The organism is Bradyrhizobium sp. 192 (assembly GCF_023100965.1).
Taxonomy (GTDB): domain Bacteria; phylum Pseudomonadota; class Alphaproteobacteria; order Rhizobiales; family Xanthobacteraceae; genus Bradyrhizobium; species Bradyrhizobium symbiodeficiens.
In genome coordinates this window covers 2,270,406-2,294,307 of the sequence record NZ_CP064690.1, presented here as the reverse complement: position 1 = coordinate 2,294,307, position 23,902 = coordinate 2,270,406, and the positions used below count along the sequence as shown (strand labels likewise).

At 58.5% G+C, this 23,902-nt stretch carries 20 protein-coding genes, 2 pseudogenes and 1 other annotated feature; of the genes and pseudogenes, 9 read left to right on the top strand and 13 right to left on the bottom strand.

Annotated elements, in window-relative coordinates; translation table 11 throughout:
• Positions 1-6: 6 nt before the first annotated feature.
• From nodS to IVB24_RS10480, 5 genes are read right to left on the bottom strand one after another with little or no spacing between them, the layout of a single operon-like run.
• A complete protein-coding gene (gene nodS / locus IVB24_RS10500) occupies positions 7-636 on the bottom strand; it encodes a nodulation methyltransferase NodS (protein ID WP_247444403.1) in 630 nt (209 codons plus the stop codon).
• Positions 637-658: 22 nt separating this feature from the next.
• Positions 659-2,017 (bottom strand): chitooligosaccharide synthase NodC, encoded by a 1,359-nt coding sequence (nodC, locus tag IVB24_RS10495; RefSeq protein ID WP_247340017.1) that lies wholly within the window; start codon positions 2,015-2,017, stop codon positions 659-661.
• 14 nt (positions 2,018-2,031) lie between these two features.
• Positions 2,032-2,670, bottom strand: a complete 639-nt coding sequence (gene nodB, locus IVB24_RS10490; protein ID WP_247340057.1) for a chitooligosaccharide deacetylase NodB — start codon at positions 2,668-2,670, stop codon at positions 2,032-2,034.
• Positions 2,671-2,687: 17 nt separating this feature from the next.
• Entirely contained in the window at positions 2,688-3,320 is a 633-nt protein-coding gene (locus tag IVB24_RS10485) for a NodA family N-acyltransferase (RefSeq protein ID WP_018455474.1), read from the bottom strand.
• Positions 3,317-3,733, bottom strand: a complete 417-nt coding sequence (locus IVB24_RS10480) for a response regulator (RefSeq protein WP_247340056.1) — start codon at positions 3,731-3,733, stop codon at positions 3,317-3,319. Before IVB24_RS10480 ends, IVB24_RS10485 begins: the two co-directional genes overlap by 4 nt.
• Before the next feature lie 442 nt (positions 3,734-4,175).
• Between IVB24_RS10480 and IVB24_RS10475 the strand changes: the two genes are divergently transcribed.
• The 7 genes from IVB24_RS10475 (at position 4,176) to IVB24_RS10445 (ending at position 14,841) form a co-directional block, all read left to right on the top strand.
• Positions 4,176-5,120, top strand: coding sequence for a LysR family transcriptional regulator (locus IVB24_RS10475; RefSeq protein WP_247444402.1), 945 nt, complete (start codon positions 4,176-4,178; stop codon positions 5,118-5,120).
• A gap of 1,811 nt (positions 5,121-6,931) precedes the next feature.
• Positions 6,932-7,651 carry a MerR family transcriptional regulator gene (locus IVB24_RS10470; RefSeq protein WP_247403307.1) on the top strand — a complete coding sequence of 240 codons (720 nt, stop codon included), beginning with the start codon at positions 6,932-6,934 and terminating at the stop codon, positions 7,649-7,651.
• Positions 7,652-9,004: 1,353 nt separating this feature from the next.
• The gene (gene hisC / locus IVB24_RS10465) at positions 9,005-10,081 is read left to right on the top strand and encodes a histidinol-phosphate transaminase (RefSeq protein WP_247340055.1); all 1,077 of its coding nucleotides are present in this window, start codon (positions 9,005-9,007) and stop codon (positions 10,079-10,081) included.
• Positions 10,082-10,290: 209 nt separating this feature from the next.
• Positions 10,291-11,319: an LLM class flavin-dependent oxidoreductase gene (locus IVB24_RS10460; protein WP_039799450.1), complete on the top strand. Its 1,029-nt coding sequence runs from the start codon at positions 10,291-10,293 to the stop codon at positions 11,317-11,319.
• 360 nt (positions 11,320-11,679) lie between these two features.
• Positions 11,680-11,925 (top strand): hypothetical protein, encoded by a 246-nt coding sequence (locus IVB24_RS10455; protein WP_247340011.1) that lies wholly within the window; start codon positions 11,680-11,682, stop codon positions 11,923-11,925.
• Between the two features lie 554 nt (positions 11,926-12,479).
• Complete coding sequence (locus IVB24_RS10450) at positions 12,480-12,824, top strand: hypothetical protein (RefSeq protein ID WP_247289248.1); 345 nt, start codon at positions 12,480-12,482, stop codon at positions 12,822-12,824.
• Between the two features lie 1,279 nt (positions 12,825-14,103).
• Entirely contained in the window at positions 14,104-14,841 is a 738-nt protein-coding gene (locus tag IVB24_RS10445; RefSeq protein ID WP_247772849.1) for an outer membrane beta-barrel protein, read from the top strand.
• A 478-nt stretch (positions 14,842-15,319) separates the two neighbouring features.
• Here IVB24_RS10445 and IVB24_RS10440 read toward each other — a convergent pair whose 3' ends face one another.
• From IVB24_RS10440 to IVB24_RS10430, 3 genes and pseudogenes are all read right to left on the bottom strand, one after another.
• Complete coding sequence (locus IVB24_RS10440; protein WP_247772848.1) at positions 15,320-16,072, bottom strand: LuxR family transcriptional regulator; 753 nt, start codon at positions 16,070-16,072, stop codon at positions 15,320-15,322.
• Positions 16,073-16,837: 765 nt separating this feature from the next.
• Complete coding sequence (gene metC, locus IVB24_RS10435; protein WP_247772847.1) at positions 16,838-18,064, bottom strand: cystathionine beta-lyase; 1,227 nt, start codon at positions 18,062-18,064, stop codon at positions 16,838-16,840.
• Between the two features lie 453 nt (positions 18,065-18,517).
• Positions 18,518-18,950: pseudogene (locus IVB24_RS10430) on the bottom strand (transposase); the annotation flags it as partial.
• Positions 18,554-18,668 (bottom strand) — a sequence feature (AL1L pseudoknot). (Overlaps the previous pseudogene by 115 nt.)
• A gap of 713 nt (positions 18,951-19,663) precedes the next feature.
• Here IVB24_RS10430 and IVB24_RS10425 point away from each other — a divergent pair.
• A complete protein-coding gene (locus tag IVB24_RS10425; RefSeq protein WP_247772846.1) occupies positions 19,664-20,569 on the top strand; it encodes a transglycosylase domain-containing protein in 906 nt (301 codons plus the stop codon).
• Between the two features lie 4 nt (positions 20,570-20,573).
• Here the strand turns inward: IVB24_RS10425 and IVB24_RS10420 are convergent, their stop codons facing one another.
• The 4 genes from IVB24_RS10420 to IVB24_RS40120 form a co-directional block, all read right to left on the bottom strand.
• Positions 20,574-21,218: an FMN-binding negative transcriptional regulator gene (locus IVB24_RS10420; RefSeq protein ID WP_247444396.1), complete on the bottom strand. Its 645-nt coding sequence runs from the start codon at positions 21,216-21,218 to the stop codon at positions 20,574-20,576.
• A 64-nt stretch (positions 21,219-21,282) separates the two neighbouring features.
• Positions 21,283-21,435, bottom strand: a complete 153-nt coding sequence (locus tag IVB24_RS10415; protein WP_247340050.1) for a rubredoxin — start codon at positions 21,433-21,435, stop codon at positions 21,283-21,285.
• Between the two features lie 221 nt (positions 21,436-21,656).
• Positions 21,657-21,935, bottom strand: a complete 279-nt coding sequence (locus IVB24_RS10410) for a hypothetical protein (protein ID WP_247444395.1) — start codon at positions 21,933-21,935, stop codon at positions 21,657-21,659.
• A gap of 8 nt (positions 21,936-21,943) precedes the next feature.
• The gene (locus tag IVB24_RS40120) at positions 21,944-22,321 is read right to left on the bottom strand and encodes a hypothetical protein (RefSeq protein WP_276578287.1); all 378 of its coding nucleotides are present in this window, start codon (positions 22,319-22,321) and stop codon (positions 21,944-21,946) included.
• Positions 22,322-22,371: 50 nt separating this feature from the next.
• On the opposite strand from IVB24_RS40120, the gene IVB24_RS10400 reads away from it, so the two are divergent.
• Positions 22,372-22,848, top strand: a complete 477-nt coding sequence (locus IVB24_RS10400) for a hypothetical protein (RefSeq protein ID WP_247772845.1) — start codon at positions 22,372-22,374, stop codon at positions 22,846-22,848.
• 202 nt (positions 22,849-23,050) lie between these two features.
• On the opposite strand, the pseudogene IVB24_RS10395 reads toward IVB24_RS10400, so the two are convergent.
• Positions 23,051-23,269 (bottom strand): annotated as a pseudogene (locus IVB24_RS10395) (DUF2285 domain-containing protein); the annotation flags it as partial.
• Positions 23,270-23,902: the final 633 nt, after the last annotated feature.

Here is a 23,902-nt window from a genome sequence, read left to right as displayed (position 1 = left end):
CTCCTTTCAAGCTCGGCCGTTAGAACAAATCGAAGATCGCTCCGGATTGCGAAAGCGGACCAACAAGCAGTCTTCGTCAGCCGACTGCCCCTGGCACTGCACGCGTTCGACCTCAATGAGCGCTTCAGTCAACATCGTGATGACTGTCTCGGCGCCAGCGACATGCCCCCATCGCCTGCAGATGGCATCACGTGCAGATCCGAAGACCAGGTGCCCACCTGGAGCAAGCATCTTCACCAGCTTGTCGATTGCGGTACGCATCCGTGTCATGTCTTCGAGATAGTAGAGAACTTCGGCGACCACGATCAGATCGAACAGCTCTTCGGTCGAGAACTGCAGAATATCGGTCGCCGCCCAGCTGATATGCGACCACCTCTTGGTCCGCTGGACCGCTCGACCGATCGCTCGCGGCATAACATCGATGACCGTGAGCCGTTTGCAGTGAGGAGCAAGCTTCTCTGTGAATGCACCGGCCGCGCACCCGATCTCGAGGCCGGTTGAGACGGCGCCGTTCGACAGCGATAGCCGTAGCAATTGGGTGTGACGCTCACGTTCGAACGGATTGTCGTCAAGCCGCCATGGGTCATCGTTGGTCAGCTCCCGTTGCAACGATTGATATGTCTTGTCCACGCTCACCACTAAATCCCCTACAAAGCTGTCAGTCAGTCGCGGCGGCAATGCCATCAGACGCGATCAGCTGCGAGGGAGCGCGCGAAAGACCTGCCCTGCGAATTGAGCCAGGCGCTTCCGATCCCGGGTTAAGGCTTGGTCCATTTGTCGCGTCTTCGATCGAGGCCTTCGACTCATCGACGTCTGATGATTGCGCTACTTTGCGCGAGAGCCAGTCGCTGTTGCTCAAGGTACAGAGCGCATAGGCTTTCATCGGGAGCAGGAGGAAGATGTTGATCGGGGTGTGCAGCGAGAAGCCGATAAATCGAAGCTCGCCGGCACGGAGGGCCGCCACGCTGCATCGAACCATGGTCATCGCGACGATGGTCAGACCGGTCCACCAGGGCACGGTGCCGGTGAGCGCGAGCTGAGCGAGCGCGGCAATCGATGAGATGGCGAGCAGCAGCGGCCCGAGGTTCTGTCCGAGCACGTCGAGCGTAAGGTACCGGTCCAGGCCGGGCAACAGGTGCAAGCCCAACAGCGTGTCGCGGTAAGTGCTCCGCGCCCAGCGGAGCTGTTGCCGCAGATAGGGCAAGAGCCTGTCCGGGACCACCGTGGCGGCGATGGCGTCCGGAACGTACTCGGTTCGAAACCCTGCCTTGAGCATGAGGATCGTCAGATGGCGGTCCTCACCGAAGTCGCTCGGCTTTCCCCGGAAGAACTGCGTCTCGTACTGGTCCAGCAGCAATAGCAGCGCGGAGCGGCGGTACATGGCACACGGCCCGCAGCAGCACATGACGGCACCAAAGCGCGTCTGCGCCGCGCGCTCCTCGTTGCAAGCCAACCAGTACTCCATGTCGATCAATCGGGTCAGCCAGCTGTCGTTCCGGTTGCTGGCCGTCAATTGCCCCATGGCCGCGCCGACGGCTGGATCCTGCATCTTGCGTACGAGTTTGCTGACCACGTCGCTGGCGATTTCCGTGTCGGAATCGACGTTGAGCACGAGATCGCCGAACGACCGGCGTATCGCTGCGATCTGCGCCTTGCGCTTTCCAACGTTGCTTGGCAGCAGAATGACGTCGAACCTCGGGTCATATGCGTAGCTCGCATGGACCGGGGCCACTGCTGCGACATTTGCAGAGCCGTCATCGACGACATAAACCTGCAATCGCCCTGGGTAGTCCTGGCTTGCAAGAGACTTCAGGCAGGCCGCCAGCGTGCGCGGGTCCTCGTTGAAGCAGGGCACGATGACGTCCACGCTGGGCAGAGCACCGGCGTCGACCGAGTCGTACGGCGGCAGTGAGGCGTCGGTTCGCAGCGCATAAAGCGCCTGCGCGCTCTTATGAACGCTGGAGAGCAACGCGTATGAGGCAACAGCAACGGTGCCGATGGTGGCAAGCAGGCTCATGGGAATTGATCTATTCAGTTTGTTTGAGGAAGCGACCGGATTGCAAATCCACGGTCATGCAGTGCTGGAATGAGCTTGGCGAGCGCCGTCACAGTCTGGTCGCGCCGACCAGAGTGAGGGCAGCGTTCCAACTCGTCGGGAGGGCACCCGTCGTGCAGGAGCACGATCGCCCCCGGGCGTGCCGAGGCCAGCACCGCGGCAACAATCGCCTCGCCGCCAGGACGAGACCAGTCTTGCGGGTCGACTGACCAATGCAGGGCTGCCAGTTCGGCCTTCGCCGACGCGGCGAGGGCCTCCTTGGTCCAAGTCCCATACGGCGCACGCATGTGCCGCACAGAGGCTCGCGGGCAGGCCATTCCGATGACCTTGTTCGTTGTGAGGATCTCGTATTCCACCTCATCGGGCTTGCATTTGGATAAATCCGGGTGCGTCATTGTGTGGTTTGCGATTTCGTGCCCTTCTGCGACGATGCGCTGCATCAGCTCCGGCTGACCCGCTGCATATGCACCGATCACGCAGAAGGTGGCGGGGGCCCGATGCTGCGCCAGCACATCTAGGATAGCCGGCGTGCAATGCGGGTTGGGCCCATCATCAAATGTGAGATAGACGCAGTGCTCTCCGCCGGGGTCGGCGTAGTCGCTCCGCGCTTTAATTTCGCCGTCTGCGGACGTCACAGTTCTGGCCCGTTTCGTTCAATCATCTCACCGGCCGGCCATTCGCTCATTGGCCTCGCAATCGGCAGAACGAGGCCGACCACGTCCTCCACACGCGTCGGAGGCACAGTGAGATAGATATCCGGACGAGCGGACCGGACACGGAGCCCTGGCAAAACAGTCGCCAATCCCTGTCGCCCGAGCAGCCTGGTAATATGTTTCTGCAGGGCAGATCGGACCGTGCCAAAACCGAACGGCACCCCAAGATCTCGCAATACGGGATACATCACGCGGATGGAGTGGCTGATTCCGAGCCCCTCGAGATCCGGGCGCACCCCGTACAATCCGAGTTCAGCCACAAGCAGATCGACCTCACCCACTTTTATGAAGCGGCGCAGTGCGCCGATGTGAATCGCAACACCACGATCATCGTAGCCGATTGCGCGAATCTCAGGCCTTGCGCCGGCCCAGCTTCGATGACCTTCAAAGGGCTTTGCATTGAATGCCCCGGTCGGACCATAGGTCTTCCGGAAGAAGTCGGACAACTCAATATGGTCAGCAAGTTGAAGCTCGTTCTCCCAGCACAGCCTCCAACGAACTGGAGGGCGCGCCGAAGCACCTCGTGTGGATCCGGGCGCGATCATTTTCATAGAGAGTAATTCCTATTCATTATCTGGCTCCTGACGCACGCCAGCAGTTCGCTACGCTCGAAAGGCTTGCTCAAAAACTGGAGTCCCGTTTGCAGGACTCGCCTCATATCGTTTTCGAAGCTGTCTGTGAGCAGAACGGTGGGAATCGCGCCTCCGGATGCAGCCAGATGATGGAAAAGCTCAAAGCCACTCATCACGCTCGACTGCATGTCCGCGATCAAGCACGACGTGATCAAACGGCGGCCCGATTTCAAGAACTCGTCTGCGCTCTCGAAGGGTTCGGGTACGTAACCCGCCGAAAAAACCATATCTGTCAGACCTTCACGCACTGACCGATCTGCATTCACAATGGATACGACGTCGAGCGTGTGCGCAACTCGCATCAGATTCACCAAGGACGGCTTCGCTTGCATGTTCGGCACGATTTCTCCGCAGCAAGGACGCAATCGGATGCGACCAAAACACATTTGGCACCCGCAACCGAAGGGGTCCAACTGGAGGGAAATCTACGGTCAGGTTAAGCGTTCGCTCAATTCTACAGCGGTACACGGCCGGTATAGAATGGGTTGGCGAAGCCATACGATGGTTTGCTCGTCCTATACGCCCACGCACATTTGCGGATCCCCACCGTGCTAGCTCGCCGAGATAGGGCTTGCGCAACACGCGCGAAACTGCGACCGCACGGTCCAGATGTCTTGATCGATCCCTGGCGCTGGGCTGAGACGCGCTACGATTTGTAACCATTCTGATAGATCTGGCATCTCGCTAAACTATCCTTTGCTATCCTCAGTCGGTACAAATGGTAAAATCGATTGTATCGATAGAACACATTCACACGGTGGATCACTCAAGATTATGCGTTTCAAGGGCCTCGATCTGAATCTCCTCGTCGCGTTCGACGCCCTGGTGACGCAAGGCAATCTCACTGCGGCGGCAAGAAGCATCAACCTCAGTCAACCTGCCATGAGTGCTGCCGTCGCGCGGCTTCGCACTTACTTTCGCGATGAGCTATTCACGATGAGGGGTCGGAAGCTTCTCCCAACGCCGCGGGCTCAAGCGCTCGCAGCCCCAATTCGCGAGGCTCTCGCTCACATTCAGCTCTCCATCATTTCTCCGGAGGGCTTCACTCCGTCTCAATCGAATCGGCGATTCAGGATCATCCTGTCCGACTTCATGACTGTCGTGTTTCTTCGAAGAATCGTGGACCGCGTCGCGCGGGAAGCTCCGACGATCAATTTCGAGTTGCTGCCGCCCTTAGAGGAACCCGATGAACTTCTCCGGCGCGGTGAAGTCGATTTTCTCATGTATCCGGAGATGTTCATGTCGAGTGCGCATCCCAAGGCGGCACTGTTCGAGGACACGTTCGTTTGCGTGGGCTGCCCCATGAACAAGCAGCTGGCGCCGCGACTTACGTTCGAGAAGTACATGTCGATCGGGCACGTGGAAGCCCGGTTCGGGGGCTCCCTGAGGCCCTCCTTTCACGAATGGCTCTTGCTCGAGCATGGTTTCAAAATACGCACCGAGGTCGCAGTGCAGGGTTTTGGTATGATTCCGCCTATGTTATTGGGCACCAACCGTATAGCGAGTATGCCCTCAAGACTGGTCAGCCATTTCGCAGACACGATGCCCCTGCGGGTCATCGAACCTCCGCTGCGACTTCTCACATTCACCGAGGCCGTCCAGTGGCCGGCCATTCATAATACTGATCCTGCAAGCATTTGGATGCGCAACATGTTCTTGCAAGAGGCATCCATGATGGTCTCTCCGTCCGAGACCAACCAATGTCACGGCCCGTTCTAGCATTGTTCGGCCGTTTGCGATCTAATCTCGGTTAACCAGATCTACGCCAGGCTCGAGGCTCCGGTCCTCGCTGGTGTTCGGATTGGCGCGTTTGAGCGTAGTTTGATCGGGTCGGCGGCGCTATTGATCTCGCGCTGGCGTGACGATCTTGCGCTTCATACAGCTCGTTCGGCGGCGCTCCGCATGACTTTCCTGACACGACGGCTGCATCGCACTGTTCTACATGAGCTGAGCTCAGAGCTCGCGAAATGATCCGGCCAGTCAGGTGAAAGAAATCTGGCTTGGCACTAAAAACCCTTGAATCGTACACCGCGTCAGGTTGTAGACCAACACCTGCGATCGAGGCTGCAAACGTGGACACTGGTAGGCACCCGCACCGCTGTTGGCCTCCGGTGGGCATTCTCCTTGCCGTCTACGGTCCCGGCGATCGCAGCAGTAATGCCAAAGCACCACATCGGATGGTGGGTGCAGGTCATCCTTTCGGATCTCGCGACCGTGGTGTTATTTTCGAAAGTGTCGTGGCGCGTGGCGCGCGGGATGCCGCCGCCATTACTCCCGAGTTGCGGCCCCTCACCGCTGACTTCGAAGAGCTACTTCGGTGCGGTAACATGATTTGCCAATCTTACCCAAAGCATCTATGTCCAGCTCGCACCCCAAAGCGATACTGTTCGAGGATGAAAGTGAGTGAGCTTCTGGACGAGCAAGCCATTACCCGCGACAGCTGGACTGTGCTGCGCAACACTGATCCGGCTCACGTCTGGATATGCGAGTTATTGCTGTAGGAGTTATGGCACGTCGTTTTTTCCCGGCGCGGCCGCGCTGCGCTGGGGGCGTGTTGACTCGTTTTGAGCGCCTCCACGTCCAACGGGTATCGGAGCGATCCTTCGAGGCTCGTCCTCAATCGCGAGTAACGTTCCGCCAACCGCGCGAGCTGCGCTTGCGTTCAGATACATACCGGGAATGGTTTTTGCGGCCCGCCTTCTCTCATCATACTGGCGCTTTGCGTCGCAGACTTGCGCCGTTGAAGAGCAGCCATCATCTGGTGGCATTCCAAAACCAGATGTTGCCATGCGCGAACAACGCCTTCGCGCCCACAAAACCATCTCAACAGGACTAGCAGCGCGTCGAAAACGCTGCTAGGTGCCGAGCGGGCGGCCGCGCCACCCATCTGATCAGATCAGTACTTTGTCTGGGCAGCCGTTCGTGAAGCTGTGTCTCAAGAGCAAGCGGGGCTGCATGTACCTGCTTTCGCTTCGCGTGGCGATCAGACAGCAAATGGCCGCTGCTGCGGCAGCATCCAGCGGAAATTGCACAGTTTCGGTCAGGCAGTGTTGGACAAAAGGGAAGCAAACGCCGTGTTGCACAACGGCACCACACGAACGCACCTGTCACATTCTTTCGCGCACGTCGCCGCTCCGTCTCGTTTTTGCCCTACCACAGCCAAACGGCTTCGCCACGTGCAGCGAAGGTGCCGCAATGAAAGGAGCTTACTGTTGGAGAAGCCGAGCGGAGTCTACGACCCGGAGGATCTCGCGAGCTTGGGAAATCTTTTTGATCGAGCAATCGCGTCTTTACCGACATGCATGCGAACCGGCGAGAATCGCGTAGCGATCGCCAGACTTGTGATCCAACGCGCAGCGAGGGACGAATTGGCGTCGCTGGCGAACTTGATGCTTGCACTTGTCTCGGCTGATTGATTAACAGCATGCGCTCAGTGCTCCTGGGGTTCGCAGCAAGACACCATCATCTAGATCATTGAAATCACTTGATTCTCACGTGACGTCAGGTTGTAGGCTTGCAAATTGAGGACCATGACAAAAGCCACACCACGACGGCGCCGATGGCGCATTGGAGAACTTGCAGAGGCGACCGGTGTAACGGTACGCACTCTGCATCATTACGAACATACGGGGTTGTTGACGGTCGCGGAACGTACCGGTGGCGGTCACCGCATGTACGATCGTGAAAGCCTACAACGCGTCTGTCAGATACGGGCGCTGCGTGAGCTCGGCTTCTCGCTTCCTGAGATCCGCAAAGCCATCGAGGGGCGGTCGTCTCTCACGGACCTATTGCGCAACCATCTCGAGCGAATTGAAATTCAAGTCGCGCGGGCGACATTATTACGGGATCGATTGCGCAATATGACGACGCAAGGTGAGACAGAAGTTAGTGTCGACGAGCTGCCGGCCACGTTAGATGCAATGTCGCGGATTCAGGAACGTGCCCCCTCGGCCATCTGCACATGCGCCTCTAACGCTAGCCGCGAAGATCGGTGGCGCAAGATTCGGGATGAGCTACGAAGCTGCATGGATCGGGGCGAGCCGCCATGCAGTGAGCGACCAAATGCGGTCGCGCGTCAGGCCCGTTCGCTGCTGACTGAGATCGCAGGAGTTGATTCGACTGTCTCGATGATACTGAAGGTGCTGACGCGATTGACTGAACCACACAATCTCGCCGGCTGGGATGCGAGCCTCATGCGATACCTGGATCTCGCCCTCGCCGCGCTGGAGAGCCAGCTCGGAAAGAGTTGACGCACCCGGCTGCCCGGACTCGGTTGCTCAAATGTCTCTAACTGAATGAGCTGATGCTGATCCTTGTCTGACTGAGGATCGTTGGCCCGTAGCAATTCGCCTGCGAATGTGCGTTGTCGGCACTCTTGGGGACTTCGCTCTGCCAAGCTCGACGAGCACGCTTCGAAGTACTTGATCCGTACGTAGCGTCAAATTGTACCTTCTAAAAGTATCGACGCAGCGGCGGGGCGGCGGACAGAGCGCCGGCTAGGCCGATGGAGACTCCAATGATCTGCACCACTTTTGGAAGTTCCCGGTGAGAGCGCTGGGCGAGGGCAATTCGGTGGATGCACGTCTTTGGCCATTGCCGGCGACTCCGCAAACGGCACGCTCTTTAACTCCAGGCCGCACTCGACGAAGAATGCTGCAGGGGCAGCCGATGTCGCCAAGCTCAAGGCTTCAAGCCAATCTGCCGCAGGTTGCAGGCTACGCTTATGCCCCCAGTTCAAGCATGGGCAGGCTCGGTCAGACGGCGGGCACCGTCGATGCCACGCGGGTCGCTGCGGCCGAACCTCGGGCTCAATCGAAAGGGCCATTGCCACGGTTCGATTCGACTCCAAGGGAGACAATGCCGCTCCTGGGTCCATCGTTTACCGCTGGCGCGACAATACCGTCGACGTGGTCGCGCAGACCTGACCGCCCGCACCAACACCGCACGGAGCGTTGAATGATGAACCACTCTAGGCCTCGCGATTACGCGCTGGTCACGTGCGTCGCAGTCGCCGCACTCGCGGCATTTCTCGCCCTCGCGGCAATGCTATCAGAGCTGTCGTGCGCGCCCGAACGGCCGCCCGAAGAGTACGTTCCCATTCGTCTGGTACCACTGGAATGAGCATCACTTCCACAATCGTAAGGCCGACGAACATCGTGTCTTCTTCCACCTAGTGACACTGATGCGCACCTCGCTCTCGGGAGTGAGCTGCGCGGACCTCTTTAGAAGGAACGTAGCTTGTGGCAACATGTCAGGCGTGCGCAGTCTGTCTGCGGATTACGCGAGTTCAAGCCACGTTAGCAGCGCTGTTCGGCCGAGTTGACGTGGCGTTTCCTCCCCTCTTGAAACAGGTATTCGCCGGGATAACGCCGTGCGCCCGCCTGATCCGATCCGTGCTGATCACCGCGGACTTTGAGACGGGCTCGGATCCGGTGCGGCGCTTAGATCTGAGCCCGCCTATGCACCCCACCCCTCACATTTGAGCACGCCTTGCGCTTCCCGGCTCCGAACACAGCGCGCGCATCACGTAGGCTCGATGAAGGCCATCAACTGCCCTCGCCGACAAAAGGAAGAACACCAAATTGGATGCAAAACTGCAAACTATGCTTTCCTCGCTCTCGCCGGTGGCTCGCGAATTGGATGCTCTGCCGTCCGGGCGGCCCACCGCGGACAATGCTTGCGTGAAACTGAACACGAATGAGAACCCATTTCCCTTGCCAGCCATCGTGATGCGAAGCGCGATTGCAGCTCTTGAGGTGCAATACCGCTATCCAGAAGACGACAATGTCAGCTTGAGACAAGCGGCCGCAGCGGCCTATGGGATTGCCACTGATCGCGTGATGGCCGGCAATGGATCGTCTGAACTCCTCAGTCTCATTTACAGAGCCTTTCTTGCCCCGGGCGACGGCGTCGCAATGATGTCGCCCGGCTTCTCATTCAATCGCAAGCTTGCGATGTTGCAAGGGGCCCGGTTCATTGAAATTCCCTGGTCTGAACCCGACTGCTTGCCGATGGACGAGCTGCTTTTCGGTCCGGCTAAACATGCCAAGTTCATTCTGCTGGCCAATCCGAACAATCCGACCGGAACCTTCGTTCCGGTCGCTGAGATCGAGCGCCTCGTTACACGGTCTGACCGATTGATCGTATTGGACGAAGCTTATGTCGATTTCGCACCTGAGGACGGCCTACGCCTCATTGAGCGCCATTCGAATCTTCTGGTCCTGCGCACGCTTTCCAAGAGTCATTCCGCCGCTGGCATTCGCGTCGGCTTCGGTTTCGGCCATCCCGAGCTGATTGGGCGGCTTCGCAACATCCAGAATGTTTTTAACATGAATGTGGTCGCTCATGCCGTAGGCATGAGCGTCCTTGCGCATCGCGACGCCTACGAGGAGAACCATCGCCACGTCAGGTTTGAGCGTCAGCGCGTAGCGGCCGCCCTCTCGGAATTTGGGTTCTCCGTAACGCCTTCCCACGCGAACTTCCTCCTCGCCCGTGTGCCGGTAGGCCAGGGTGGCAGATGGTGGCAGGCGGCGTTGCAAGACCAGAGCGTCCTCGTTGCCTTCTTTCCGGATCCCGGCCTGGAAGAGTGCATTCGGGTTAGCATCGGTACAAAGCGCCAGATGGATGCGTTTCTTGCGGCTGTCGGCAGCATTCTTAAGAAAGTGGGATGCCGTGGCTAGTGAACCCTTCCACTCAGGTCACAGATCCCCGTTCGTCATCGAACAGGACCCACACATGATGCAGCTTCGCGACCGGCCTCAGTCAGTCATTGTCCGGTCGGCGCATTGCGAGCTGCTGAGAACGGCTTCGCGGCATATGCACGCCAGCGAGCGCTTCTTGAACCCCAAAAACCTAGCGGACTCCGGTCCTCTCTATAGGAGATAACTGAGTGAGAAACGTTCTTCCCTCAAACCTGACCTGCGGCATTTTTGATCATCTTGACGAGGACGGTCCCGATATCGCCAGGCAATACGCGGACCGCCTCGCGCTGGCGGAGGCCTACGACCGGCTCGGTTTCTATGCCTATCATCTGGCAGAGCATCATTGCACCCCCCATGGACGCGGTCCATCGCCGAACTTGTTTCTGTCAAGCGTCATACAACGCACACGGCGACTTCGCGTTGGTCCGTTGGTCATGCTGCTCAACCTCTACCACCCGTTGCGGGCATTCGAGGAGATCTGCATGTTGGATCACCTGAGCAGCGGCAGAGTCGAGGTCGGCCTTGGTCGCGGCTCCCTCCCGATCGAACTGAGCTATTTTGGGGTTGGAGCCGATGTTGCCTCTAGCCGTTACGAGGAAGCTTCCCAAATCTTCGTTAACGCGATGAATGGCGGCCCGCTCTCGTACAAAGGGCAACATTTTGCGCTGAGCGACGTTCCTTTGACGCTTTCACCTCACCAGCGTCCTTGTCCCCCGACATGGATTGCTACAAATCGGCCAGAGTCCGCGCATTGGGCGGCGGCGAATGGCGCTAATCTGGCGTGCATGGGACCCTCTTCTGCCGTTCGCAAAGTAACAGATCGCTATCGCGCTCATGGAAACGCGAAGTATGACACCAACGGTTCAGCACCATTTCTCGCATTACTCCGCATGGTCGTAATTGCCAGCTCTGAGGCAGCCGCCCGCTCCCTCGCCGCGCCAGCCTACGAAACCTGGCTCAAAAGCTTTAAGTTCTTGTACGACCTCAATGACATCCCGCCTCCATCCAACCTGCCCCTAACCTTGGATGCCGCAATTGAGAGTGAACTGTGCGTTGTCGGATCCCGCGCTTCGGTGCGCCAAACTCTTCTCGATCACGTGGAAGAGGCAGGCGCCAACTATCTCCTTTGTCAGCTCGCCTTTGGATCTCTGTCACTGGATGCCTGCCTCAACACAGCAACTGCGATTCACTCCGAGCTCATGGCGGCGGAGCACTGATGGTGAGCCGATTCCAAGCAGTTCGCCCTTGACCATGCAATAAATGGCAACACCGAGGTCCATGAGCACCGCAGCCGGATGCATTTGTCAGGCCGCTCTTATGGCTCAAGTGGCTCTTACGCGCATGAGACCCTTTCGACTACATCACCAAGGTGTAGTCTCGAGGGCAATAAATGCCGCGTCTCCCATTTTGCATGTGTTGATATTGCCCGCGCAGTGGTTTGCTTGGCCAGGTGAGTTGGCTCACGCTCATCCCGCTTTGGCGCGCCAGTTCGTCGATCGCATTTCACACGAATCCAAGATGTGGCTTATCGCACGGGCGGGCCTGTCGTGACGCGGTCCCGGCAGCGCTTCGACCAGATGGACGAGATCGCGCGTAAGCTCGAGATCGTGCTGGCGGAGTTGGCTTCGCTGCGCATTCTGCTGGCTGCGCACGGAATTAGCACCCCTCCGCCTCTGCATGAGGACTACCTCACTGTTCAGCGATACGCAGCGATGAACCACATAAGCCCCGAAGGGGTGCTCTCTCGGATCCGCCGCGGCAAGCTGCGCGCGGAGAAGCGCGGTGGCCGCTGGTGGGTGAAATGCACGGTTTGCACAGCATAGCCGTGCAGTGGCGAGGACAGTTATGGTAGCCGAAACGAACCAATCCGAGATACGGAATCCAGCACGTGAAAATGATCTGCGCGTTTAAGTTGCCGCCCTTTCTGCGCTCGACCCGATGACCAATGGAGAATCAAGAGATGATCGAGGTCAACGTGGCGCACGACCAACACACCGTCGCGGGATCGGCAGGCTCGATGTCGATGCACCCAGGCAATCACAAAACGCGCGCGTGGCAGAAGTCCAACTCCGATGCCGCTGCATGTATTGTGGCAAATGGGAAGCGGCGCATACCCTCCGTTTGCACGTGAGCCACCGCACGCTACCGAGTTACGGCTTGGAGCGCAGGAAAGAGAAGTGCCTTGCTCGCAAATCGCACCTTGCGAGTTCCGCTGAGCATATCTTGAACGTCCGTCTCACGCGGGCTGGGGTGTAGCAGCCGACATGTATCCCAGTCATTCGCCTGTTCAGGGTCGCCTCGCGCGCCGGTGCGAGACGCGGACAGGTCTAATTTCGCTGGGATAGTTCGAGATTCAGGCTGGAGAAGGAGATGGCCAATGATGTCACCAAGGCTAATGTCAGTCCTCGGGTCGACGGTAGCAGTCGAGCGTATATTCTGGAAATTTCGAGAATTGATCGATGGCGATAGCGCGATCTCACCTGAAGTTCGAGAGACGCTTCATGTAATCCTAGATGCAAAGCTTCTTTCCGCAAAAGATAAGATTATGAGCGACGCGCGCGCCGCGATTGACGCAACTCCTGATTTGCCGCAGGCGGCCCGCGATCGAGCATACCGGTCGCTCGACTTTGCAATGAAGATGTTCATGACCAGTGAACCGCGCCGCGCTGAGGATCCTTTTAACGAAGTTGGTATCTGCAGCGCTCATCCCAAGACGCGTTGATGCAGGACCCGCTCCAGCGATCGGCGCCTCACTGCCGCCGTACGACCCGGTCAAGATCGGTGCTTTGCCCAGCGTGGATGTCATCGTGCCCTGCTTCAACGAGGGACCGGCGTGCGCTTGCCGCCTGCCTGAGGTCTCTCGCAAGCCAGGGCTTCCGGCAGTTCTGCTCCGCCGCCGCTCCGAGTTCCCGCACGCCGTGGTTCCTAATGCGGCAGGCCTTGCTCAAGCAAGGAAATTGCCGATCTGCCACAAGAGGGCGAACGCCGGGCGCCGTCAGTTCGTCGAGCACAAAATCGGGCGGCGGCGTGGAGGGCACGCGCGTGCAGTCCGTCCCAACAGCGCGGTGCAAGGTGCGACTGGTGGCCGATTTGACCCGAGACACTGACGGTGACGACGGCGAGCCGGCCGTTCAGGGATGATCGGATCGGCAGCCGTGTATTCGCGACCGGCCCTGGACCTTGCAACGTACGTTTGTGTGATCTTAGCATGCGCGGAAGCCATTGCCGGACCGAATTCTAACAAGCGCTGGTGCACACCATCGACAAGGAGCACCTTTCACTCTCCTGCGGCATCTACGCCGGTTCAATGCCCGTGTCCATCTGCACTGGGCCAGAAGGCTGATCCAGAGCCACCGCACGACTTCGAATTTCATCTCGCGCAGGATCAGCGCCGCATCGCCTACCTAAACCGAGAGGTTTCCAAGGTTAGCCTCCCCTCCTAGAACTCGATCCGCGATAGTCACTACAGCGGATGCATCATGAAACCTGACGAGCGCCTCGCCGAGGTCCTGGAGAATAGCGCGTGTTTTGATCATGAGGCATCGGAGGTGTGGGCGCAGTGCCTGTCACCCACTGAGCGGCTGGCGTATATTCGAAAGCATCGCTCTCACTTCCGGTTCGCAGATTACGATGACGTGATATCTGTTGTACGGGGTCGGCGCTTTACCGGTTGCTCATCGCAGCTCCTTCGGTGGCGTCACAGGATGAGAGCAAGGGCGTTGCAAGGCGCTTTGCTCTTTTCGGTTGCGGTGTGGCTGGGCCTCGTGTGGGTTGCGGTGTGCTTCATCCGCTGAGATCAGCAGCACGCTTTTCGCCGACGCCACGCGATCTGGTTCGCACGCGAAAGAGCATTGCGAAGCGTGATCCGCAACGCCGCAACCTGACGCAGGGTTCGGTTCAAGCATTCCTTTCCGACGAAATGTTGCGGTGCAGCTACAGCTATCCGTGCGGATGTTGTTAAGACGCGCGAGGCTCGGGGCACTCAAGACATGAGAGTAGAAATGAAGAACTTGTTGCTCGCGACTGCAAGCATTGTGGCGCTCGGCGCGATTGCGCCCGCATTCGGCGCGGATCTGGCTGCGCAGCCCGTCCAGCCTCTTTATAGCAAAGCTCCGCAGCTTGTTGAGGCTATGATCTATGACTGGAGCGGCTACTACGTCGGCTTGAACGGCGGCTTTGGCTCAAGCGCGAATTGCTGGGACTTCAATGGCGGCACACCTGAGGGCTGCCATGATGCGACCGGCGGTACTGTGGGTGGCCAGATCGGGTATCGAAGGCAGACGGGCCGGATCGTGCTTGGTGTTGAAGGCCAGGGGAACTGGGCTGGTTTGACTGGCTCGAATGACAGCGTCGCGTTTGCGGATATCAACCAGACCAAGATTGATGCGTTCGGCCTGGTAACAGGGCAGATCGGTTATGCCGTAGACAACGTATTATTTTACGCCAAAGGTGGTGCCGCAGTGACGAGCAATACCTATCAGATTAGCTCGACCCTCACGGGCGCGCAGCTTGGGAAGAGCGACCACATTCTTTGGGGTGGTGCGCTGGGAGCTGGGATTGAGTACGGTTTCGCGCCGAGCTGGTCGGTCAGCCTCGAGTACGACCACCTATTCATGCAGCCCGGAGCGGTGCACTTCGCCGCGCCCGCAGGCGGAACCGATCGCGTCCGCCAGGATTTCGATCTTCTGACTGCCCGGCTCAATTATAAGTTCGGCGGCCCGTTTCTTCTGAAATATTGATCAGCAGTACGAACGAGGAATCGAAAGCCCCGGCCCATGGCCGGGGCTTGTTTTTGCAAGTGCAGGCTTGCTGCATCAAGCGATACCGTTATCCCAGGCGACTAGGTTGCCGCAACCCAGGCCCGAAAACCGCTCCCATATTGATGGGTGGCGGCATCCACAACCAAGCACGCTTGCGAAGATCACTGTGATCGCACGCGCGTCATCGATACGCCGAATAGTCTACCGTCATGGCCAGTCCACGTCGGATTTAGGCGATCGTGCGAACCTCTCCCGCCTCGAAAACTCGACCAACCCTCGGCGGGATACGCATCTATGCCCCCGAAGACGACGAGACGACAGGCTTGTCAGCTATTCGCGGCGACAGCATCTTCTGCACCTTGGGCTGAACGTGTCCTCGCTGTCGTGTTGCCACGCTGGTCAGATCGCTCGCTCGTGACTTCGACATAGGTCGGTACGGGGCAGCGGCGCCGAAACGTCAGATTAGACCGGGGCGAATCGCCTTGGCAAGGCAATGGGTACGGCTGTTCGTCTCTAGCTTTCGCATCGCGTTCTTCAGGTGAAAGTTCACCGTATTCTCGCTGACTCTCAGGATGACTCCGATTTCGCAGGATGATTTCCCCTCTTCCACCCAGCGGAGGCAATCCTTTTCTCGTTCGGATAGGGCCACTTTCATATGGCATTTGCCCTCCGATGAGGGCGCGATTTCTGCAAATGTATGATGGGACTGCCAAGCCAATGCGTTGAGACGACTGAGGCGATACTCAGGGTCGACATCGTCGAAGCTGGATGCAAAGGATACGACTGATAGCTGTCCAAATGGTCCGAACAGTGGTACGATTACGCCGTGCTTCAGACCCGCCTCTTTGGCCTCGTTCAACACACGCATTTCGCCGGGTTGCAATTGATATTTGTGAGCGAGTTGATCCCATAGAAACGGCGCCGACTGCATCGTCGTACGCCGAACCACAGGATCGATGGCATTGTATCGGCGTTCAGCATAGCGCTCGCGCCACGCGGAAGGAAAGTTCACTGTCACGGCGGCTGGCAGATACTCTGGCCGGCGGGTCGGCTCCGCGTCCGTCAGCGCCCCGTAAGCGACTTGACTGAAGCCCTGTTCGCTTGAGCAGCTCACAAGCAGATCGAACAACACCTCGGGAGATCGACTGTTTTGCGCATTCGATGAAGCAAAATAGGTCCATTTGGTGCCTCCCGCCACCGACTTAGGCAATCCGGTGCTGCGTCTTTTGAGTGGATCGATTTGGGCAGCGCCCTGCCCACTTCAGCCTCCTCTTGCTTCGAAGTGCTCGACCGAACGCGACAGTCATACTTCTCGTCATGAGCTGCAATCGAGTTGGCTGAGATTGGGTAGCTGCTCGATGTGCATGCGCCTCTTCCGGAGGAGGCGGACCTGAAGCGTCCAGAAAATGTCGTCCCAGCTGAGGCGGCAGGAGCACTGCCGCAAACCAGGAGTGCTGGAGAACTGGGCGCCACGTTCACTGCTACAATTCGGACATTCGTCGCAAGAGACACAACCTTGTTGGTGCTAGCTGAAGAATGTATGTCGCATCGGCAAGTACGCGAACGATCGTTTACGCCTTGGATCAGCCTCCGCGCCTCTGCTCCGGGGGCCAGCCGAGCTAGTGTAGACCCGGCGCCCGCGTCATAGGGCACAGAGGCAATTAGACGCAGAAATGGCATGCATCCGCTGCGATACCCGTTTGCGGTCGCGCCGTACCGAACGGAAAGCCGGAGATTCCCGGTTGCGCGGTCGCCTATTGCCAAGCGCTCGTGTTCAAAAGCACCCGGACACGTTTGGGTAAGCGAATCATCCGAATACGGCAATGGCCTGCGGCTTAAATGAGATCCAACCGACCGCACACATGGGCGTTGTGCTCACGCACATTGACAGACAGAAGCCGTACGCATGGTTGCGATAGCGCCCCCAAGCGTCGCTCTTATCGGCCTCCTCACACCATCAATACTGCCCTTGAAATCACCCGTCTCTGCTCTCATCCTGGTAAGCAGCGTCGCTCACGGAGTGTTCGCAGGCGGCTTGCAGCGCCTGATGCATGTCCGCAATGAGATCACTCGGCCTCTCGATGCCGGCGTGAATACGAATCAACGGTCCATCAAATGAAACCTTAGCTTCCGTTCGTGGAGGATCATCGACAGGCAGCACAAGGCTTTCGTACCCACCCCACGACAATCCGATTCCAAAAAGGCGCAGTTTCTGGAAGAAAACCGAAAGCTGGGCCTTGGGCATAGCCTTCAGAACGACGCCGAACAGGCCACTTGCACCCAAGAAATCCCGCTTCCAAATATTGTGGCCGGGATCGTTTGGGAGCGCAGGGTGTAGAACCTGGCCCACTGCCGGGTGGTCTTCCAGGCTTTGAGCCAGCTTGATGCCATTTTCGCAATGCTGCCTCATGCGAACGGCAAGTGTGCGCAGTCCACGAAGAGCTAAATAGATGTCATCTGGCCCAGCAATCTCCCCGAAATGATGAGCGCTTGGCTGCAGGAGCGGCCACGCTTCCTTGTTAGCGGTAGCAATGCCCAGAAGGGCGTCGGAATGACCAACGATATACTTTGTCGCGGCATGGATCGAAATGTCGACGCCATGGAGAAAGGGTTTGAAATAGAGCGGCGTGGCCCAAGTGTTGTCCATGAGCACGAGCGCACCCGAATGGTGCGCGATCGCGCACAGCGCGGGAAGATCCTGTACCTCAAACGTCAGTGACCCCGGGGACTCCAGGTACACAGCTCGCGTTTTTGTTCCAATCTTCGCGAGTAAATCCGAAGGTTGTGTGGGATGGAAGTACTCCACTTTGACCTTAAATCTAGTTAGAACCTTGTTCGCGAATATCCTGACCGGTTCATAGACGTTATCGCAGATCAAAACATGATCCCCGGCCTTCAGGATCCCGAGAAGCGCGTGGGAGCACGCAGAGAGCCCCGAAGGGAACAAGATCGAACGATACCCGCCTTCCAGTTCACAAATGGCAGCCTCGAGAGCGCGAGACAGCGGTGAGCCGAATCGTCCGTAGTTCGTCACTGGATTCTGCTTGCGCCTATCCCACTCTTCGAGGGTTTCCGAAACGATCGTGGAACCCCGATAGACAGGAACATTGACCATCCCGGCGTGTTCAGCCGGCGCGCGACCGAGATGAGACAATTGCGTGTTGGGCTCTGGCAAGCCTTTATCCGAAGGGATCCGATCCATACCTCTCCTATCTGGGATCGCGCCGCTTAATGCGCAGCGAATGCCCACAACGTGCAACTCATCTCCGGCGCGCCCACTCGAGAACTCTGCGTCGACGCCCTCTTCGTCATCATATCCCAACGTTAGAGCAGCTCTCCTCCCGCATCGAAAGCGCGGTCAACCGCACAGTGAGACCGTGCCGGACCGCGCTCCTGAAAGTCGGTGGTCAGCTTCATGCAGATCTACAGTGGGTCCATCACTACAGCAAAGGTTGGGCCAGACGCGCGGGGTGCGGGCTGCAGGCGGATTAACCAGGCTGATCGAATGACTCGGCACCAGGCGAATTTCTTGTCGGACAAAAGACGCTGCATGTGGGCTCCTCGCCAAATCGGTTAAATCGGGACGATCTTGATGTGGGTTGACAATTGCACTTGTTATGAACTCGCGCGTTGGCGTTGTTTTTTCCTTGGCCGGATCGCGCCGCTTGGCCGCATCGGCGTGGTAGGTTGAGGGGGCGCATCGGCAGGACCTTGCAGATCGGCTCGCCTCCATGCGCCCACGATGATCATCAAGAGGCGATCATGGCTTGCACCGGCGGTCGAGCTCCGCCATCGCAAAATAGGCGCTTGCGTTGCGTAGGATCTCGTTGGCCTGCCGGAGCTCGCGGTTCTCCCGTCAGGGCCTTCAGCTTCTCGGCCATCTCAGTCGGAACGCCGGTCCGCTGCCCGCTCTCGATCTCGGCCTTCTTGACCCAGTCACGAAGCGTTTGCGGTGTGCCGCCGATCTTTGCCGCAACCGATCTCACCGCCGCCCGGCGCGAAGGATGCTCGCCGGAGAGATCCAGAACCATCCGAACCGCTCGGGTCCGGACCTCGGGTGACAACTTGTCCGTCGTCTTGCTCGTCATGGCTCCATCCTCTCAGGAGTTGGGAGCCTCCGACAAACCCGGGGCGGTTCAAACCGATACCTGACTGAATCTAGAGCTGGACCTTAACACCACTTGAATCGTACCTAGCGTCAAGTTGTACTAACTACCGGTTCGATTCTCCGAACCCGAGACACATTCCGGCCTCAAGGTGCAGGCGCGGGACATTGAGGATCTGCGAGGCGTGCTTGAGATGATGGTGGCAGCTCTTATTGTCCTTTCGATTGTCGCCGCCGGTGGGGCTGGCTACGGCGTCCGTACTCGGCGCTTTCGCATCCGACGAGAGCGCGCGCGGCTGCATATGGCTACGGCCCACTCCGCAGAGAGTTGCAGCAGTCATCCGCCGTCGCGCAACTCGCTCGAGCAACCCGCCTGCTGGCAACCAGAACCAGATCTTGCGGACCAGAAGCGCTCGACAATAGCCCGCGAGGGCTAAACAATTCACACGGGCTCACCTCTCACCTGCAGAATTCGCTGCCGGCGCCCTCGGCAAGGTGCAGCTGATGCGCGAGTTCTTACGTTGTGCTGCGGCGTGTCGCGGCTGCAGAACTACGACAGATGCTTTGTCTGGCGGGGACGTCCGAACGGAGCGGCGTGCCGCAGGCAGCACGCGTTTCGACGCGCTAAGTTCAAAACAATTTGAAACGCAAGTGAGTCAGATGATACCGCGAAGAAGAACCCCAATCCCAGATCGTATGATGGCTGGAGCCACGCGTGGCTCGTCGATTATGCGCGGTGCAAGGCTTGTTCGCCGATCCTTGCGCTGTACGATCATCGATCCGCTTTCGGAGGCCTTAACATTCGGGCTCATCAGCCTCATAGTGTTAATGATCGTGGCAAACCCCGTTTTTCAGAAAACAGGTGATCAGGATTGGAGCCAGGGCGACGATCCCACACCCTGTCTGCCGGAATGTCGCACGGGTCTGACCAGCGCTTGCGCGACCTACAGCTCGATTTCGGTGAAGGAGCTTCCGGACGTCCTAGTCAAGGCGACGTTGGCAAGCGGGGATCGCCGCTTCTATAGCCATTTCGGCATTGACCTTACCGCGATCGCGCTCTCATTGCATGCCGCCCCGGGCACAAAGGCCGTGCGCTCGTCCATTACCCAGCAGGTTGCGAGAATTCTATTCCCCTCAGATCAACCAAATTTGGAGGTCAGGATACAGGAGGCGCTTGTCGCAATTTGGCTCGAATGGCGGCTCAGCAAGGATGAAATCCTGAAGATCTACCTAAACCGTGTGCAGATCGGAGGCGGCATCTTCGGCGTCAGTAAAGCTGCGCAGAGTTATTTCCAGAAGCAGGTTCAGGATATCGAACTTGGCGAAGCAGCCTTGCTTGCCGGCCTGATAAATGCGCCACTAGATCTACCTTCGCATGTTGCTCTTCCGAATGCGCGTGAGCGTGCAAACCTGGTTCTGGACACCCTCCTCGAGACCGGGCTCATCACCAATGATCAGCTGTTCGCGGCAAAGCAACACCCGGCACGCCTGACCTTCATGGATCAGGACGCATCGCCGAATCGAAGCGATCGAGGTGAGCGTGATCTCGCGGAAGATGATTGCCACTGCTGCCAACGAGTGGAGGATAGCACAGCTGATTGACTGGCTATGAAGCCAGCTCCGTGTTGACGGCTGCGGCCAGCATTGCCTCGCCCATCACATTGTTCCCCTGTGCCTTTAGGGCATAGCCGGCGCCGACAATATCTCGGACCTCTTTGTTCTGGCTGAGCTTCGACTTGCCTATGAGGCGTGTGACCTCGATCTCGACGCCGACGATCATCTTGAGCATCGCGTCGATGTAGTCCTTGGGGCTGTCGGTCATCTTCCAAGGATCGGCCTGTTTCGCCTCATGAATGCGCGTCAGGCGCGCGACCATGCCGCGGACATAACGCTCATCATCGCGGATCGTGACACGTCCGTACACAAGCGTAACCATGTAGTTCCAGGACGAGACCTGCTTCTTGGAGCCGACCTTGCTCGGATACCAGTTTGGCGCGATGTAGGCATCCGCGGCGCGGAAAACGATCAGAACCTCATCGCCCGTGGCGAGATCCTGACAAAAAGGGTTCGCACGAGCGACATGCGAATGAAGCACGCCCTGCTGACCTTTGTGCGCATGCAGCCCGAAGGGAATATGATTCGCGTCAAGCCCACTCTTCCCGTTGGTAAAGAGGATGCCGAGCGGATTCTTTTCAATGAGATGGTGAAGTACCTCGGCGCGAGCCTCAACGAAGTGCTGAGGGACGTACATGATAACTCCTTTGGTATTGTGGGACGCCGTGCACCATGGGGTCGCGCAGCATCAACGGTTTGGTTCAGACCTCGGTCATCTCGAATTCACTTTTGCCAGCACGACAGTCGGGGCAGATCCAATCTGCGGGCACGTCCTCCCAGCGGGCGCCGGGCGGAATGCCCTCTTCAGGCCATCCGTCTCGCTCGTTGTAAATGAGCCCGCACAACGCACACATCGAGGTCTTGTAGAGAGGCGCGTCGGACGCGATCTCGGTGTTCACGTGAGCACTTTCGTTGCTCATGACAGCTTCCATATTCGTCGGGCAGGGTTCATGAGGTCGATTTAGGGCGAGTCTGGCCTATCCAACTTGTAACTGCATTTTTGCTGGTGCGATAGCGATGGGATAGATCAGGCCGGGGTAGATGTTGCCGGTGTAGCTGATGAGCGAGAGGCTGATCAGCGGAACGAAGCCGCCGAGTATGCCAGTGCCGATGGGATACGGAAGCGACAGCGAGGTATATCGCAGCCGCGCCGGAAAGAGCTCGACGAGAAACGCGGCATTCGCCCATACACCAGCACTACCAAGACGAGTTGCGCCAGGATTAGCGCGGTGACGGCCACGTAGTTGTGCGCAGCCGTGGCGCTTGCAACGCCCATGTAGATGGGAATGTAGAGCGCGGCGGCGAGCAGAAGTCCGGTGACGATCAGCGGACGACGTCCGATGCGGTCTGACAAGACCCCGCTCACGACGCCAGGGGCGTACCGATCGCTAGGGCAATGGCGACGCAGACATTCGCCGTCAGGAAATCCACCTTGACAACGCTCTGCAGGAAATACAGCGCGTAGAATTGCCCGGTGTACCACACGCATCCCAGACCCGCCGTCGCGCCGAAGAGAGCATACAGCGCATAACCCAATCCTTGTCTCGTGCCGAAACTTTCGCGAACCGGCGCGCGCGAGACCTTGCCGGGCTGGCGCATCTGCTCGAAAACCGGCGACTCGCTCAGCTTGAGACGAAGATAGATCGAAAACACGACGAGAAGTGCAGACAGCAAGAACGGGATACGCCAGCCCCAAGCACGGAAACCTTCCTCCCCGAGCCTTAGCCGACACGCCAGCACGACCAGAATTGCAACGAAGATGCCATCGCTTGGTAAGAAGAAGTGCCTCGATGGACCTTCAGAAAATTCTCGATCAGACAATCAAAGATCTGCCTGCAGGCCCCTATAAAATCGACCTAAAGGCGGTGATGGCGCATATTGATGCCGCCATCAAGCACTACAAGCGAGGACAATCCGAGCCAGACCAAACACTATTCACCGATGCTGTCTTTCGCTGCAATCAAGCTTTTGAGGGTAGTGTTAAGGAAGCTTACCGAGTGCTCGCCGGCAAGGACCCGTCGCGTATCGCGCCCCACAAAATCGAGGAGTTCCTCGGTGAGGCTGATCTACTTCGAAAGAAAGTGTTGGATCAATTTACGCGTTACCGGACCGAATGGCGCAACCCCTTCCACGCACGACTACACTCTCGATTTCGACGAGGACGAAGGCCTGATGGCAATCGTAACGCAGCAGTCGGGTGTCAGACGTTCACCAGAGACGGCGGAGGCGTGGTCGTGGAAGTGGCAATACCGCTGCGAAAGCACTGAACTGGTTCAACGCAGGTCCCAGCACACCGCCGCGTTGTTGCCCGCGAAATAGCCAGAGCCTGCCCGAATTGGTTAACGGGTTGTTAATCGGGGTTCGGCAGGCTTACCATCAGCGCTGCCGATCAGCCCCCCAGCCACAGGTAGCGCAAAGCGATGGCCGGCGGCAGCGATGCCCGCCGGCCATTGTCGTGACCTAGCCCTTTCAGCGAGCCGAAGGCCATCCTTGCCGCAGCAACCGACGGTACCCACTGTCAGCGCCCCATTTCGCGCGCTCAAGATGGCTTTCGAACGCGCGCCGAGCGCGCGCTGGCTCACGTTCCGGGTCAATGCGCAAGATGATCCGCGATACCTCGCGCCAGTCAGCGCCTTCCGCATCGGCATCAAGCATGCGGAGATAGGTGATGCGGTGCTGTTCATCATAGAAACATGTGCTTCCTTGCGATCGTTGGTTGCAGCGCCGGGACCATTCTCGGTCTTTGTGTCGCCCGGGTGGCGCCGGCACGGGACTAAGGCCGCTGCGAAATGTGGCTGATTTATTTCCCGCGCGATCCGGGTTGACGTGATCGGTATGCGCGCCGGCGTACCCAATTCGGCCCGCGGTAGGGCTGGTCATCCGGCGTTCTTGTGAAGCGCGCCGGGCGAGTACCGAGGCAGCGCCGCTGAGACATTCGATGCAGCCCGCGGCCGCTTCCAAGCCGCTAGGGAAGTTGGACAGGATAGCCAAATCGCCCCCGCGTTCGGGGTCCGCACCTACCGCAGCGCGGGGCCATAGGACTGCCGGCACTCGACAGCCCGGTCATGTTGCACACCGGTTATTGATCCGGCCAGCCCAACATGCAGGCTTGGGATGGGCCGGCGCCGACGCCAAACACGCGCCCAGCTGGGACCGCGGCGCCTGCGCGCCGTAACGGAAGTTCAATGCCAATGTGGAGCATCTCTCGGCGGATCGCGGCCGCCACCTGAGCCGATAAAACAAGGCGGGCCCGGTATTCCTAGGAACCCGGGCCCACAACCTCAGCAACGTCATGGCGGCGCCGTTCGGCTGCGTGTTGGG

Bases quoted from the DNA above. Each gene is read 5' to 3' on its own strand.
- nodC (WP_247340017.1), bottom strand. From the start codon at position 2,017: ATGAGCCTGCTTGCCACCATCGGCACCGTTGCTGTTGCCTCATACGCG.
- IVB24_RS10485 (WP_018455474.1), bottom strand. From the start codon at position 3,320: ATGAAAATGATCGCGCCCGGATCCACACGAGGTGCTTCGGCGCGCCCT.
- IVB24_RS10480 (WP_247340056.1), bottom strand. From the start codon at position 3,733: ATGCAAGCGAAGCCGTCCTTGGTGAATCTGATGCGAGTTGCGCACACG.
- IVB24_RS10475 (WP_247444402.1), top strand. From the start codon at position 4,176: ATGCGTTTCAAGGGCCTCGATCTGAATCTCCTCGTCGCGTTCGACGCC.
- IVB24_RS10470 (WP_247403307.1), top strand. From the start codon at position 6,932: ATGACAAAAGCCACACCACGACGGCGCCGATGGCGCATTGGAGAACTT.
- hisC (WP_247340055.1), top strand. From the start codon at position 9,005: ATGCTTTCCTCGCTCTCGCCGGTGGCTCGCGAATTGGATGCTCTGCCG.
- IVB24_RS10455 (WP_247340011.1), top strand. From the start codon at position 11,680: ATGGACGAGATCGCGCGTAAGCTCGAGATCGTGCTGGCGGAGTTGGCT.
- IVB24_RS10450 (WP_247289248.1), top strand. From the start codon at position 12,480: ATGATGTCACCAAGGCTAATGTCAGTCCTCGGGTCGACGGTAGCAGTC.
- IVB24_RS10445 (WP_247772849.1), top strand. From the start codon at position 14,104: ATGAAGAACTTGTTGCTCGCGACTGCAAGCATTGTGGCGCTCGGCGCG.
- metC (WP_247772847.1), bottom strand. From the start codon at position 18,064: ATGGATCGGATCCCTTCGGATAAAGGCTTGCCAGAGCCCAACACGCAA.
- IVB24_RS10425 (WP_247772846.1), top strand. From the start codon at position 19,664: ATGATGGCTGGAGCCACGCGTGGCTCGTCGATTATGCGCGGTGCAAGG.
- IVB24_RS10420 (WP_247444396.1), bottom strand. From the start codon at position 21,218: ATGTACGTCCCTCAGCACTTCGTTGAGGCTCGCGCCGAGGTACTTCAC.
- IVB24_RS10415 (WP_247340050.1), bottom strand. From the start codon at position 21,435: ATGTGTGCGTTGTGCGGGCTCATTTACAACGAGCGAGACGGATGGCCT.
- IVB24_RS10400 (WP_247772845.1), top strand. From the start codon at position 22,372: ATGGACCTTCAGAAAATTCTCGATCAGACAATCAAAGATCTGCCTGCA.